We start from the raw sequence: 14,944 nt of genomic DNA on the forward strand, positions 1-14,944 counted from the left end.
ATGGGGCAGCCTCTTGCGCAATACGAACCGGATGCCAGCAACATCACTCGGTTACATCCCGCTTCTATGACAATGGATCGGATTTGCCTTTCGCCGTGGTTTTCCACCATTGTGCGGCGGAACGCCTTTTTCCCGTCCAGTTCGTCACGGAAGGGTGACGGCGCAACAAATTGAAAAATCTTCAGCACACTCTCAGGGAACCGCGATGACGATCAGACGCTCGACACTCAACAAACTCGCTTTTTCGACCTTGCTGCTGACGCTGCCGCTGAATGCGGCCCTCGCGCAAGATGCGGCGGTCGCCGACCGGCTGAAGGCGGCTCTCGCCGCGCAGGGCGTCGACATCTCCTGGACCGGGGTGAGGGGCGATGCCTCCAGCATGGTGCTGCAGGGCGTGGCCCTCAAACCGGCGGCCGAAAAGGAAGCGCTCAAGATCGGCGACATCAAGCTCGAAGGCGTGACCGAAGCCAATGGCGGTTATGAAATCGAAACCGTCTCGACTTCGGCATTCCAGCACAGCGAAAACGGCGTCACGCTCGACCTCAGCCCCTTCATCATCCACGACATGACGGTTCCGGCCGACGGCGCCACAGGCCCGCTCGGTTCAATGATGATGTATGAATCGGCCGAGCTCGACAACATGACGGTCAAGGTCGCCGACAAGACCGCCTTCTCGATGGACGGGCTCGCCATCGAAATCACCCCGCCAGCCGACGGCAAGGCGATGGCGTTTTCCGGCACCACGGAAAAGTTCAATGCCGACCTGACGCTGGTCGAGGACCCGAAGTCCAAGGACGTGATCAACGCGCTCGGCTACCAGAACATCACCGGAAACCTTGCCATGGAGGGCACCTGGCAGCCTGCGGACGGCAAGATGGAGCTGTCGAAATACGACATCTCCGTCGACAATGCCGGAACGCTCGGCATGACCTTCGGTTTCGGCGGCTACACGCTCGACGTCATCAAGTCGTTACAGGAGATGCAGAAGAAGATGGCGGCGCAGCCCGAAGGCGCCGACAATTCGGCGCAAGGCATGGCCATGCTTGGCGTTTTGCAGCAGCTTTCGTTCAACAGCGCTTCGATCCGCTTTGACGACGATTCTCTGACCAACAAGGTGCTGGACTATGTCGGCAAGCAGCAAGGCATGTCCGGCAAGGACGTCGCCAACCAGGCCAAGGCGGTCGTGCCTTTCGGCATGGCGCAGCTCAACAATCCGGAATTGACGGCGCAGGTGTCGGCTGCGGTCGGCAAATATCTCGACGATCCGCAGAGCATTGAGATCCTGGCCGAGCCGCCGGCAGCGGTGCCGTTCGCGCTGATCATGGCAGGCGCCATGTCCAACCCGGCGGACCTGACGAAGACGCTTGGCGTGACGGTCAAGGCGAACGAAGACTGATTGGGGCGGGGGCCTCGGAGCGTCAGCGCCGCCCCTCACTGCCCTGCCGGGCATTTCTCCCCGGATAGTGACGGGGAAAAAGACACCGTCACAAATGATTTCGCCAACTGGCAGCGTTGCAAGACGGGTGCCAACGTCGCGGCCATCTGTCCTTCTCCCCGTCACTATACGGGGAGAAGGTGCCGTCAGGCGGATGAGGGCAGCGCAAAACGACAGCGTTTAGAGTCGGTTGCGGGAGGTTTTTAACCCTCTTTCTTGGTCACTGCGACGCGCAGCGACAATTCGCGAAGCTGTTGCGGGCTGGCTTCCGACGGCGCGCTCATCAACAGATCATAGGCCTGCTGGTTCATCGGGAACATCGTCACTTCACGAAGGTTCCTGGCACCGACCAGCAGCATGACGACGCGGTCGATGCCGGCCGCCATGCCGCCATGCGGCGGTGCGCCGTACTGGAAGGCGCGGTAGAGGCCGCCGAAGCGCTCCTCGACCGTCTCGCGATTGAGCCCGACAGTCTCGAATGCCTTGACCATGGTTTCCGGCAGATGGTTGCGGATGCCTCCGCTAGCGATCTCGAAACCATTGCAGACCATGTCATACTGGAACGCTTTGATGCCGAGCAGATCCTCACCGTTGAGCGCATCGATGCCGCCCTGCGGCATCGAGAACGGGTTGTGGGCGAAATCGATTTTTTTCTCGTCTTCGTTCCATTCGAAGAAGGGAAAGTCGACGATCCAGCATAGTTCGAAACGGTCGCGATCGACCAGGTTCAGCTCCTCGCCGGCGCGGGTGCGTGCCGCGCCCGCGAACGAGACGAACTTTTTCGGGTCGCCGGCGACGAAGAAGGCGGCGTCACCATCGGCAAGCCCGAGTTGGAGGCGGATTGACTCGGTGCGCTCCTCGCCGATGTTCTTGGCGAGCGGACCGGCGCCTTCGAGCTTCTCGCCCTCCTTGCGCCAGAAGATGTAGCCGAGGCCCGGCTGGCCTTCGCCTTGCGCCCAGGAATTCATCCGGTCGCAGAAAGCGCGTGAACCGCCGGTCCTGGCCGGAATGGCCCAGACCTCGGCCTTCGGGTCGTTGGCAAGGATGTTGGCGAACACCTTGAAGCCGGACTCGCGGAAATGTTCGGAGACCGCCTGCATCTCGATCGGGTTGCGCAGGTCCGGCTTGTCGGTGCCGTATTTGCGCATGGCGACGTCATAGGCGATGCGCGGAAACTCCTGCGTCACCGGCTTGCCGGCGGCAAAGGACTCGAACACGCCCCGCATCACCGGCTCCATGGTCGCCAGAATGTCGTCCTGCTCGACGAAGCTCATTTCCAGGTCGAGTTGGTAGAATTCGCCCGGCAGCCGGTCGGCGCGCGGGTCCTCGTCGCGGAAGCAAGGCGCTATCTGGAAGTAACGGTCGAAGCCCGACACCATGATCAATTGCTTGTATATCTGCGGCGCCTGCGGCAGCGCGTAAAAGGTGCCGGGATGGATACGTGACGGCACCAGGAAATCACGCGCGCCTTCGGGCGACGAAGCGGTCAGGATCGGCGTCGAGAATTCGGTGAAGCCGACCTCGCCCATGCGCTTGCGCATCTCGGCAATGATCTTCGTGCGCGCCACGATGTTCTTGTGCAGCGTGTCGCGGCGCAAATCGAGGAAGCGGTATTTGAGACGGATGTCCTCGGGATAGTCCGGCTCGCCGAACACCGGCAGCGGCAGTTCCTTGGCCGCCGACAGCACTTCGATCTCGCGCGCGAAAACCTCGATTTCGCCGGTCGGCAAATTGGCGTTCGCGGTCTCGGCCAGACGAGCCTTGACCTCGCCGTCGACGCGGACGACCCATTCGCCGCGCACGGTCTCGGCAATCTTGAAAGCCGGCGAATCCGGGTCGGCGACGATCTGCGTCAGGCCATAGTGGTCGCGCAAATCAATGAACAGCAGGCCGCCATGATCGCGTACGCGATGCACCCAGCCCGAAAGGCGAACGGAAGAGCCGACGTCGCTTTTCCTCAACTGGGCACAGGTATGGCTGCGGTAACGATGCATTGTCATGGATAAGTCCGGATGTCTGATTGCGGCCAAGGCATGATGGCCCGGCCCGAAAATTTGCGCGAAAAGCACATGAGAGGCCGCCTTTGTCAAGGCAGGCGTCGCCCGGGCAGCATCTTGATTCGAACTTCGGCATTCGTCCGTGGCTGTGTGAAAACTCCGCACCACAGTCAAAGTGTAGAATTTCCTCCGCCTGATCGTGATCAGCGTGGCCGAGCCGTGTACAATGGCCGTCACATTGGCGGGAGGACTACCATGCGCATTCGCACATTGACTGTCCTGGTGATGCTGCTTGTCGGCACCTGCGCATTTGCACACGCACAGACAAAGCCGATGTCCATCGAGGTGTTTCCTTTCGAATTGGAAGACAAGAGCGCTGGCGCAGGCATAATTCCGCCGGATGAACATGATAGGCGCTATCTGTCCGAGTCGGCACAAATGGCGAAGGACATGCTCTCCCAGTCAGGGCGCTTTACAGTGCTTGATGTGCCAGCCGGGGATGAGCAGGCGGTGGCGCCGCACGGATTGCGCAATTGCGGCGGCTGTGAAAGCAAGATCGCCAAAGAGCACGGCGCGTCTCTTGCCTTGCTGGGCGTCGTAACGCGCGTCAGCCGAACAGAGCATACGATGTTCATTCGCATCCTCGACGCTGATACCGGGCAACCTGTTTCGCAGGGGTTTACCGACCTGCGCATGGGTGCGAATTACGCGTGGCCCCGCTCCGTCAAATGGCTGATGAAAAACAGAATTCTTCGGTAGGGTGGCAAGCCACCCGAGTGCGCCATCGGCAGCGCGAAAGATTCCCAGCTAAAATCAAACTGATACGTTGATAGCCGGCGCTGGCCTGCTAACCGCCGGCAATTGCCGCTGGCATTGGCGTGGGCGATGGTTCAAGAAGGACCAACGACAGGCCCTCCTTCATGTCCTCCATGCGCCCGCTGATCCCGCTCCTTATTGCCGCCGGCATCCTGCTCGGCGGCAACGGCCTGCAGAGCACCTTGATCGCATTGCGCGGGGCGCAGGAGGGGTTTTCGGCCTCGACCATCGGCCTGATGGGGACGTTCTATTTCGCCGGGTTCCTGCTCGGCTGCCTCGCCGTCACCCACATCATGAAGGCCGTCGGCCATGTCCGCGCGTTTTCCGCGCTGGCGGCGATCGCTTCGGCCGGGACATTGCTTTTGGTGCTGGTCGTCGACCCGGTCATGTGGTGCGCGTTGCGTCTCGCCGGCGGCTTCTGCTTCGCCGGCCTGTTCACCATCATGGAAGCCTGGCTCAATTCCGGAGCCGCCAACAAGGACCGCGCGCGGGTGCTGGCCATCTACCGGATGGTCGACATCGGTTCGGTCACCGGCGCACAGTTCCTAATCCCGATCGTCGGCGCCAGCGGTTTTGCCATCTTCGCCGTCATGTCGATCATGATCACGCTCTCGCTGGTACCGGTGTCGCTTGGCGATCGCTCCAACCCGACCCCGCCCGAAGACGTCAAGCTCGATCTCGCCCGCGTCTGGCGGATCTCGCCGCTCGGCTGCTTCGGCTGCATTGCCGTCGGCGTCACCAACAGCGCTTTTCGCACATTGTCGCCGGTCTATGCCGAACAGATCGGCATGTCGGTCACCGACGTCGTCACCTTCGTCAGCGTCGGAATATTCGGCGGCGCCATCATCCAGTATCCGCTCGGCTATCTGTCCGACCGCTGGGACCGGCGTTCGGTGCTGCTGATAACGACGTGCTGCGCGCTGCTGGCGTCGCTGGCGCTGGTGTTCTGGGCGCGCAGCGATCCGTCCCTCAACTTCGTGATCGTCTTCATCTTCGGCTGCTTCGCCATGCCGCTCTATTCGCTGTCGGCGGCGCACTCCAACGACCGCGCCGACAAGGGCGAGTTCGTGCTGATCAACGCGGCGCTGATGCTGTTCTATTCCTTCGGCGCCATTGGCGGGCCGTTCGCCGCCTCAACGGCGATGCAGTATTTCGGGCCAAGCGCGCTGTTCGTGTTCACCGCCACCGTCTACGCCATCTTCGTCGTGGTCATCCTGTACCGGATGCAGGTGCGATCGAGCGTGCCGGCCGGCCATCGCAGCCGTTTCATCGGACTTTTGCGCACATCGACGGTGTTCGCCCGGCTGGCCAAGCGCAACGATGATTCCGACGGGCCTGCCAGGCAATGATGACGGCCCGCCAGGTCTTGAAACCCGGACAGCGGCTTGACGAAAGCCCGCGCGGCTGAAATTGAAGGAGACCTTACACTTTGCCAAAAGCGATTTGATGCACGTCATCACCACCCAAAAAGAACTCGAGACCGCTCTCGCCGCGTTCGAAAAGTCGGATTTCGTCACCGTCGACACCGAATTCATTCGGGAGACGACCTTTTGGCCGATTCTCTGCCTGATCCAGATGGCAGCACCCGGGGTGACGGCGCTGATCGACCCGCTGTCATCCGATATCGACCTGAAGCCGTTCTTCAGGCTGATGGCCAACGAGGCGGTCGTCAAAGTCTTCCATGCGGCGCGCCAGGACATCGAAATCATCGTTCATCTCGGCGATCTGGTGCCGCATCCTGTGTTCGACACCCAGGTGGCGGCGATGGTTTGCGGCTTCGGCGACAGCGTCTCCTATGACCAACTCGTCCAGAAGGTCACCGGCGCCCGGCTCGACAAGTCCTCACGTTTCACCGACTGGCGCCACCGGCCGCTTTCCGAAAAACAGCTCGACTACGCGCTTGCCGACGTCACCCATCTGATCGAGGTCTACCAGCACCTCAGCGCCGAGCTGGTGCGGGAAAACCGCGCCCACTGGCTGAACGAGGAGATGGACGTGCTGACCGCCCGCGAAACCTACGATCCGCATCCGGAGGACGCCTGGAAGCGGCTGAAGATGCGGCTGCGCAAGCCGCAGGAACTGGCGATCGTGCAAGCGGTGGCGGCATGGCGCGAGCGTGAGGCGCGCGAACGCGACGTGCCGCGCGGCCGGGTGCTCAAGGACGACGCCATCTATGAGGTGGCGCAGCAGGCGCCGCGCGATGCGGCAGCACTCGGCAAGCTGCGCACCACGCCGAAAGGCTGGGAACGCTCGGCGACGGCAACGGCGCTGCTTGGCGCGGTCAACAGCGCGCTTGCCTTGCCCAGGGAAGAGATGCCGAAGCTGCCGAAGAGTTTTCAGCCGCCCGAAGGCTCCAATGCCGCCGCGGAACTGCTGAAAGTGCTGTTGCGGATCGTCGCCGAAAAGGAGGGCGTCGCTTCGAAGGTGCTGGCCTCGAGCGACGACATCGACCGCATCGCCGCCGAGGGCGAGGACGCCGACGTGCCGGCCTTGCAAGGCTGGCGACGCGCCGTGTTCGGCGAGGCGGCGCTCAAACTGGTGCGCGGCGAGCTCGCCATCAAGTTCGACAAGCGCAAGATCGCGCTGTTCGATTTGTAGCGTCTGCGACGTCCTTCTCCCCTTGCGGAGAAGGTGGATCGGCGCGTTAGCGCCGAGACGGATGAGGGGTTCTGGAAGAAACGCCGCGTTAAGATATTGAATGATTTTAAAGATTTAATGGCCGCGATCCTTCCAACACCCCTGCCATGAAAGTAACTTCAAACTCTGTTTCATTTCAATCGGATAGCGGCTTGGGCCAGGGGCTCGATTTCAAAGCCGATATATCAGAGAAAGCGCCCGCGTACCTTTCATCTACGATGGCGCCCGGCGCCGGGCGATGTGTCTCATCCGACCGAGTTGAGCCTGTCCTCGGGCTTGCCAAAGGCATGACCCGTGGGCTCGGCCACCTTCTCCCACAAAGGGGAGAAGGGCAGTCAGCGCTGTTTCTGAGCGGCCAGGTGAAATACCGCGATGACGATCACGGGTATCGCCAGAAGCGCGAATTTGATGACGATCAGCGCCGAGGCGAAGGACAGCGAGTCCGGATTGGCCGACAGGAAATCGGAGAGCATGCGGGCCACCGCGATGTTCTGCGCATAATCGGCAAGCGTGTAGGGCAGCACCAGGACAAGCGCGAACAGCGACTGAAGCTGGGCCGACAGAGCCCGGAAGTTCTTCAGCCGCCGCCCGGCGGCAAGGATCAGGCTGACCAATGTCAGCGACAGCAGCGCCGGAAATAGCAGGTCGAAGGTCAGGTAATGCCAGACCAGGATGATCTCGCTGCCGCGACGCCCGAGTGCCGTCAGCCAGGCCATGCCCTCGTCCGGGGTGAACCCGGCAAAGCGCAAATCGAGCGACGGCAGGCCGCCGCTCAGCTGGCGGAAATAGAGGAACTCCATCGCCGTCATGGCGACGAAAACCCCCGCGCAGACAAAACAGAGCGCGGCAGCGTGGCGCGACAGCCGCAGCATCATTGCCGTCAGGCTTCGTGCGAACTGGTTAGGCTCCGCCGGGGTAATTCGGGCTTTCGCGGGTGATCGTGACGTCATGGGCGTGGCTTTCACGAAGTCCGGCGTTGGATATGCGTACAAACGTGGCGCGGTCGCGGAAATCGGCAAGGTCGCGCCCGCCGACATAACCCATAGCGGCTTTCAGGCCGCCGGCAAGCTGGTGCAGCACGCCGGACACAGGTCCTTTGTAAGGCACCTGGCCTTCGATGCCTTCCGGCACCAGTTTCAGCGTGTCGCGAACCTCGGCCTGGAAATAGCGGTCGGCGGAGCCACGCGCCATGGCGCCGACCGAGCCCATGCCGCGATAGGCTTTGAACGAGCGGCCCTGATGCAGATAGACTTCGCCCGGGCTCTCGTCGGTGCCGGCCAGCAGCGACCCGATCATGGCGGCACTGGCGCCGGCGGCGAGCGCCTTGGCGAGATCGCCGGAATATTTGATGCCGCCATCGGCGATGACCGAGACGCCCGATTTCTGCGCCGTCTCGACCGCCGACATGATCGCGGAAAGCTGCGGCATGCCGACGCCGGCAACGATGCGGGTGGTGCAGATGGAACCCGGCCCGATGCCGACCTTGACGGCATCGGCGCCGGCATCGATCAGCGCCAGCGTGCCTTCTGAAGTGGCGACGTTGCCGGCCAGGATGCGGACCGAATTGGACAGTTTCTTGGCCCGCGTCACCGCATCGAGCACGCGTTGCGAGTGACCATGCGCGGTGTCGATCACCAAAAGGTCGACGCCGGCATCGATGAGCCGCTCGGCGCGCTCAAAACCGTCATCGCCGACGCTGGTGGCGGCCGCCGCGCGCAAGCGCCCCTGCACGTCCTTGGTGGCGTGCGGGTTGAGCTGCGACTTCTCGATGTCCTTGACGGTGATCAATCCGACGCAATTGCCGCCGCTATCGACCACGACCAGCTTTTCGATGCGGTGCTGGTGCAGGAGCCGCTTGGCCTCGTCCTGATCGACATTTTCCTTGACCGTGATCAGGTTCTCACGGGTCATCAACTCGTAGACTTTCTGGCCCGGGTCGGAAGCGAAGCGCACGTCGCGGTTGGTCAGTATGCCGACCAGCCGTCCGACCGTGTGCCCGCCAGCGCCGCCATTCTCGACCACCGGAATGCCCGAGATGCTGTAGTTGCGCATCAGCCCCAGGGCGTCGGCGAGCGTCGCATCGGGGCCGATGGTGACGGGGTTCACCACCATGCCGGATTCGAATTTTTTGACTTGCCGCACCTGCTCGGCCTGTTCGGCAGGCGAGAAATTGCGGTGGATGACGCCGATGCCGCCGGCCTGGGCCATGGCGATGGCAAGACGCGCCTCGGTGACGGTATCCATGGCGGCGGACAGGATCGGCACGTTGAGGTCGATGTCGCCGGCAATGCGGGTGCCGATATCGGTTTCGCCGGGCATGACCTCGGAATGACCCGGCTGCAGCAGCACATCGTCAAAGGTCAGCGCCAATGCGCCCGTGGACGTTTCGATAATCTTTGCCATGGCCAGCCCTCGGAATGCATGAAAAGCGCTGGACCGGATGGACAGCGCCGACTCGTCTTCTTCCCTTTCAGGATTGGCGCTGGCTCGTAACACGTCCCGTCGCCGTTGAAAAGCCGATTGCTTGTGCACGACGGGGCCGCGAACTCAGCTTAATGCCTTTCGCGGTGACGGATGGCGACCGGCATTCACTGCTGGTGATTGGCGAAAGCCGAAGCGGCCGCCTCGCCGACGGCGCTGCTCCGGAGTTTTGTTGGGCATGCCCGCTGCCAGGTCGCTCAAATGTGACAGCAAGTTAAGGCGACATCCAACGCAACCCGTGGTAACCGCCCTGCCTGTCGGCTTGCCCGGTCGGCAACAATCGAATCCGGACGCGCTCCATGAACCGCACCATTCCGCTTATCCTGGCGGTCGCCCTTTTCATGGAAAACATGGATTCGACCGTTATCGCAACGTCGCTGCCGGCGATCGCCGTCGACCTCCAGACCAGCCCGGTGGCGCTCAAGCTGGCGCTGACCGCCTATCTGGTGTCGCTGGCGGTGTTCATTCCGATCAGCGGCTGGATGGCCGATCATTTTGGCGCCAAGACCGTGTTTCGCGCCGCGATTGCCGTGTTCATCGTCGGATCGGTCGCTTGCGCGGTGTCGAATTCGCTGCCGGCCTTCGTCGTCTCACGCTTCCTGCAAGGCATTGGCGGCGCCATGATGACGCCGGTGGGACGGCTGGTGCTGGTGCGCGCCACGCCGAAGAGCGAGCTCGTCGCCGCGATGTCGTGGCTGACCGTTCCGGCATTGGTCGGGCCGCTCGTCGGGCCGCCGGTCGGCGGTTTCATCACCACCTATTTCAGCTGGCACTGGATCTTCCTGATCAATGTGCCGATCGGGCTGATCGGCATCTGGCTGGCCACGCGCTTCCTGCCGGAGACCGAAGCGGCGCCAACGCCGCCGCTCGATTTCATCGGCTTCGTGCTGAGCGGCCTGGCGGCATCGGGCATCGTTTTCGGCCTGTCGGTGGTCAGCCTGCCGGCCTTGCCGCCGATTGCCGGCTTCCTCACCGTGGCTGTCGGGCTGGTTTCTGCCGTGCTTTACCTCCTGCATGCGCGCCGCGCCAAAAATCCGCTGCTGGCGCTCGAACTGTTCCGCAACCAGGTGTTCCGCGCCTCGGTCCTCGGCGGCGGGCTGTTCCGCATCGGCATCGGCGCCGTACCCTTCCTTTTGCCGCTGATGTTCCAGATCGGCTTCGGGCTGACGCCGTTCCAGTCGGGAATGATCACCTTCGTGGCGGCGATCGGCGCCATCGGCATGAAATTCGTCACCGCGCTGATCTTCCGGGTCGCCGGCTTCCGCCGCGTGCTGATCTTCGGCTCGCTGATCGCGGCGGCGTCGATTGCCATCAACGGCCTGCTGACGCCCGAGACGCCATATCTGCTGATCCTCGCCGCCTTGCTCGCCGGCGGCTTCATCCGCTCGATGTTCTTCACCGGCATCAACGCGCTAGCCTATGCCGAGATTTCGACCGCCGACACCAGCAGGGCGACGCCGATCGCCGCAGTGTTCCAGCAACTGTCGATCGCGCTCGGCGTGGCGCTGGCCGGCGGCATTCTGGAAGTCTTGGCGACAATCCATGGCGGGGCGCTGACGCTGAGCGACTTCCACATCGCGTTCTTCATCGTCGCGGCGGTGTCGGCCGCCGCATCGCTGTCATTCATGCGGCTGGCGCCCGATGCCGGCAACGCCGTATCGGGACATGGCGGGCTGACGGCGCCCACGACGATGGGAGTGGGTCCACCGGGATCGTAGGCTCTCTCCCTTCTCCCCTTGTGGGAGATGGTGGATCGGCGCGCAGCGCCGAGACGGTTGAGGATGTTGGACGGAATGAGGCGTTGGTGATTTTGCCGATGTATACGAGAGTTTGCGTCAAGCTGGAGCACCCCTCATCCCACCGAGCTTCGCTCGGCCACCTTCTCCCACAAGGGGAGAAGGAAAGGACGCTAACCCTTAAAATCCTTCGCCAGCAGATAAAGCTCCACCGACTCGTCGCGCGAGGCCGGCGGTTTGACGTGGTGGACCGAGCGGAAATTCTGCTTGAGCCTGGCGAGCAATTCGTTCTCGGCGCCGCCCTGGAAAGTCTTGGCGAGGAAATGGCCGCCCGGCTTCAGCACCGAGAGGGCGAAATCGGCGGCCACCTCGCACAGATACATGGTGCGGATGTGATCGGTCCGGCGATGGCCGGTGGTGGGTGCGGCCATGTCGGACAAAACGATGTCCGGTTGGCCGCCGAGCGTTTCGGCGAGCTTTTGCGGCGCCTGCGGGTCGAGAAAATCCATCAACAGCACCGGCGCGCCGGGCACCGCGTCCATTTCCAGATAGTCGATGCCGACGACATGCGGGTGTTCGGCCGTCGATTTCGTGCGCGCGGCGGCGACCTGGCACCAGCCGCCGGGTGCCGCGCCAAGGTCGATGACTTTCATGCCGGGCTTGAGCAGATGGTGCTTGTCGTCGATCTCGATCAGCTTGTAGGCCGCGCGCGAGCGGTAGCCGTCGGCCTTGGAACGCTGGACATAGGGGTCGTTGATGTGGCGCTGCAGCCAGCGGCGCGACGATTCCTTCAGGCCGCTTTTCTTCTTGATCCGCGTCTTCAGCACGCGAATGCCGGCAGAGCCTGGTTTTTCCGGTTTCCTGGTCATTGCCTGACTTCTTGTTTGAGCATGATATTTTCCGAAAACCGGTTGCCACTTTTCGCTGACGCGGTTCTGCGGTTCGGGATCATGCATTCTGGTCTGAGCATGATCTTTTCCGAAAACCGGCTGCCACTTTTCGGGATCATGCTCTGCCCCGCCCATTGTTGCGCCAGACACCGTCGTCGGCCATCAATTCGCTCAATATGCCCTCGCGCAGGCCGCGGTCGGCGACGCGCAGCCGCTCCGACGGCCACACCGCGCGGATCGCTTCCAGGATGGCGCAGCCGGCCAGCACCAGATCGGCGCGATCGGCGCCGATGCAAGGATTGGCGACGCGCTGCTGAAAATCCCAGCCGACCAGTTTTTCGACCATGCGGTCGACGCTGTCGCGATCCATCCACAGCCCGTCGACGCGGCGGCGGTCGTACCGGTCCAGGTCGAGGTGGACGCCGGCCAGCGTCGTCACCGTGCCCGAGGTGCCGAGCAAGTGGAATTTCGGGCTGGCGAGCACATGGCTCAGCCGGTCGCGCCCGTCGAAGGCGTGCAGGCGCACAGCCACATCCTCGACCATGGCGGCAAAGATCTCACGGGTGACGGCGCGGCCGCCGAAGCGCTCGGCCAGCGAGACGACGCCGACCGGCAGCGACGTCCAGGAGACGATGTGGTTGGCGAGCCTCGGCGAGCGGTGGCCGGTGAGATCGATCAGCGCGATTTCCGAGGAGCCGCCGCCGATATCGAACAGGACGACGCCTTGCGTGTCGCGGTCGACCAGCGAGCCGCAGCCCGACACCGCCAGCCGCGCCTCGGTCTGGCGGTCGATGATCTCGAGTTTCAACCCCGCCTCGCGCTCGACGCGGTCGAGGAACTCGGCGCCGTTGGCGGCCGTGCGGCAGGCTTCGGTGGCGATCAGCCGGGCCTTCCTGATCTTGCGGTTGCGCAATTTGTCACCGCAGATCTTCAGCGCCTCGACCGCACGGTCCATCGCCGGCTGCCCGAGCCGGCCATTGGCGGTGAGGCCCTCGCCCAGCCTGACGATGCGCGAGAAAGCGTCGATGACGCGGAACTGGCCGTGGCGCGTCGGCACCGCCACCAGCAGCCGGCAATTGTTGGTGCCGAGATCGAGTGCCGCAAACACCGGCAGTTCCTGCAGCGGCGGGCGGCGAGCAGCCGGCTCCGGCCGGCCTGGCGCAACCGACGGCAAGGCCGCGACGATCGCCGCGGGCGGGCGGCTGGCCGGAGCGCTGACAGCAGCAGACGCCACTCCGGCCGCAGCGAGGCGAGCGTCGTCGCGCGCAAAAACCTTGCGGCCGCGCCGGCGTTTGCGCCGCTTCCTGGTCTTGGCCTTCTGGCCATTCTGATGCTGGGACGCGTCGCCTGCCTGTCCGTGACCGGACCAAGGCTGCACCGGGCGGCCATTGTGCCGGCCGGCGGGTGGGCTTGCCTGACCCGAAGGCGGCGGCGAAGCCCTGGACACGCCCACTTCCGGCGCGCCGGCGCCGGTGTCGTGGTCTTCCACTTCAGTTCCTTCCGCGCCGCGCGAACCGGAGACCGGACGCAGCAGGCGCTTTCACGTGTTCTAAGTTGCCGCCAGACTAGCAGCGCCGGGCCGGATCACCAAGAGCGCAGGGGTCGAATTTGTCGCTGGCATTGTCTCGCCGCTCCGCTCGTCCCGATGATGGCGGGACAGCGCCCCCCTCTGTCCTGCCCTCTTTGCCAAAACTTGGCATCTCCCCCCACTTGGGGGAGATCGGCCGTCACCGCCGCTTTCGCCAATCCCTACCGTCGCAGAAACGGGCGGAGCGCCAAAACTGCCAATCTCCCTCCTTGTGGGGGAGATGTCCGGCAGGACAGAGGGGGGCGCGAAGGATCGCCAGCCTTTCCTTCTCCCGCAGCAACGCGCCTTCGCAGTTGAATAGCCGGCTTCGATAAGGCATTTCTGAAATGGCGGGGATGAAACATTCGAAATCGCGGGCAGAGTTCCTGACGCGAACCGAACGGGCAACGGGGCTGCAACGCATGATCGTCACGCCATGAACTGGAGGCGTTATTTCTGGCCGGTCGTCGGCGTTGCGGCGGTCGTCTTCTCGCTATGGCTGCTGCTGCACGAACTGCGTGGCATCTCGCTCGACGACGTCTGGGACGGCATCGTCGCCATCCCTGCCCGCGGCTGGGTGCTCGCCGCTTTGAGCTCAGTCATCGCCTATGCGTCGCTGGCCGGCTACGATCATATCGCGCTCCTGCATATCGGCAAGAAAGTGTCGTGGCTGTTCGTCACCCTGTGCTCCTTCACCACCTACGCGCTGTCGCACAATATCGGCGGCTCGGTTTTTTCAGGCGCGGTGATCCGCTACCGCGCTTACGGAACCAGGGGGCTGACCGGACAGGACGTCGGCATTCTGGTGGCGATCTGCTGGATCACCTTCGTGCTGTCGACGGTGTTGGTTTCAGGCATCGTGCTGGTGCTCGCACCGGAGATCGTCGACCGTTTTTCCGGCACGCCGCATCATCGGCTTTCGCAGGCGGCGGGGCTCGCGATGCTGCTCGTGGTGGCGGCCTATGTCTTCGGCAGCTGGCTGCATCTCAGGCCGCTGAAGATCGGAAGGTTCCAGGTCCATTATCCGGCTCTGCCGATCGTCGCGCGGCAATTGCTGATCGGCCCGATCGAGCTGCTGGCGGCGGCGGCGATCATCTTCTTCGCCCTGCCCGAAGCTGGCAATCCCGGATACCTCGTCGTGCTCGGCGTCTTCCTGATGTCGTTCTCGGTCGCCCAGATCTCGCATGCGCCGGGCGGGCTCGGCGTGTTCGAGGTCGTCTTCCTGACCGGCCTGTCGCATATGGACCCGGTCGGCGTGCTGGCAGCACTGCTGGTGTTCCGGCTGTTCTACCTGATCATCCCGCTGGTGATGGCGCTCGGCGTCGTGCTGTATTTCGAGCACTCGCAGCTCGGGCGAAGGGAGAATTGAGGGGCGGCTTTGAACC

11 protein-coding genes are annotated in these 14,944 nt (G+C 63.3%); 6 read left to right on the plus strand and 5 right to left on the minus strand.

Translation table 11 applies throughout. The features are described 5' to 3' along the window. Positions 1-205 precede the first annotated feature (205 nt). Positions 206-1,396, plus strand: coding sequence for a hypothetical protein (locus AC0L2M_RS09260; RefSeq protein WP_473534647.1), 1,191 nt, complete (start codon positions 206-208; stop codon positions 1,394-1,396). Between the two features lie 242 nt (positions 1,397-1,638). Here AC0L2M_RS09260 and aspS read toward each other — a convergent pair whose 3' ends face one another. Further along, positions 1,639-3,429, minus strand: a complete 1,791-nt coding sequence (aspS, locus tag AC0L2M_RS09265) for an aspartate--tRNA ligase (RefSeq protein ID WP_287176264.1) — start codon at positions 3,427-3,429, stop codon at positions 1,639-1,641. A 258-nt stretch (positions 3,430-3,687) separates the two neighbouring features. On the opposite strand from aspS, the gene AC0L2M_RS09270 reads away from it, so the two are divergent. The 3 genes from AC0L2M_RS09270 to rnd all read left to right on the plus strand — a co-directional run bounded on the left by AC0L2M_RS09270 (position 3,688) and on the right by rnd (position 6,846). Beyond that, positions 3,688-4,191 carry a DUF3280 domain-containing protein gene (locus tag AC0L2M_RS09270; RefSeq protein ID WP_023798437.1) on the plus strand — a complete coding sequence of 168 codons (504 nt, stop codon included), beginning with the start codon at positions 3,688-3,690 and terminating at the stop codon, positions 4,189-4,191. Between the two features lie 161 nt (positions 4,192-4,352). Then, complete coding sequence (locus tag AC0L2M_RS09275) at positions 4,353-5,597, plus strand: MFS transporter (protein WP_473534648.1); 1,245 nt, start codon at positions 4,353-4,355, stop codon at positions 5,595-5,597. A gap of 97 nt (positions 5,598-5,694) precedes the next feature. Continuing rightward, positions 5,695-6,846, plus strand: a complete 1,152-nt coding sequence (rnd, locus tag AC0L2M_RS09280) for a ribonuclease D (protein WP_473534649.1) — start codon at positions 5,695-5,697, stop codon at positions 6,844-6,846. Between the two features lie 374 nt (positions 6,847-7,220). Here rnd and AC0L2M_RS09285 read toward each other — a convergent pair whose 3' ends face one another. After that, positions 7,221-7,760: a hypothetical protein gene (locus AC0L2M_RS09285; protein WP_031254642.1), complete on the minus strand. Its 540-nt coding sequence runs from the start codon at positions 7,758-7,760 to the stop codon at positions 7,221-7,223. A gap of 25 nt (positions 7,761-7,785) precedes the next feature. Continuing rightward, on the minus strand, positions 7,786-9,288 hold the full coding sequence (gene guaB / locus AC0L2M_RS09290; protein ID WP_023798441.1) for an IMP dehydrogenase: 1,503 nt from the start codon (positions 9,286-9,288) through the stop codon (positions 7,786-7,788). Between the two features lie 377 nt (positions 9,289-9,665). Between guaB and AC0L2M_RS09295 the strand changes: the two genes are divergently transcribed. After that, the gene (locus AC0L2M_RS09295; protein ID WP_473534650.1) at positions 9,666-11,084 is read left to right on the plus strand and encodes an MFS transporter; all 1,419 of its coding nucleotides are present in this window, start codon (positions 9,666-9,668) and stop codon (positions 11,082-11,084) included. A 191-nt stretch (positions 11,085-11,275) separates the two neighbouring features. Here AC0L2M_RS09295 and AC0L2M_RS09300 read toward each other — a convergent pair whose 3' ends face one another. Together AC0L2M_RS09300 and AC0L2M_RS09305 are read right to left on the minus strand one after the other, a co-directional pair. Next, positions 11,276-11,971 (minus strand): RlmE family RNA methyltransferase, encoded by a 696-nt coding sequence (locus AC0L2M_RS09300; protein WP_027154665.1) that lies wholly within the window; start codon positions 11,969-11,971, stop codon positions 11,276-11,278. Between the two features lie 136 nt (positions 11,972-12,107). Then, entirely contained in the window at positions 12,108-13,481 is a 1,374-nt protein-coding gene (locus AC0L2M_RS09305) for a Ppx/GppA phosphatase family protein (protein ID WP_128170732.1), read from the minus strand. 514 nt (positions 13,482-13,995) lie between these two features. Here AC0L2M_RS09305 and AC0L2M_RS09310 point away from each other — a divergent pair. Then, entirely contained in the window at positions 13,996-14,928 is a 933-nt protein-coding gene (locus tag AC0L2M_RS09310; RefSeq protein WP_128170733.1) for a lysylphosphatidylglycerol synthase domain-containing protein, read from the plus strand. Positions 14,929-14,944 lie beyond the last annotated feature (16 nt).

This window comes from Mesorhizobium sp. WSM4806, assembly GCF_055811635.1.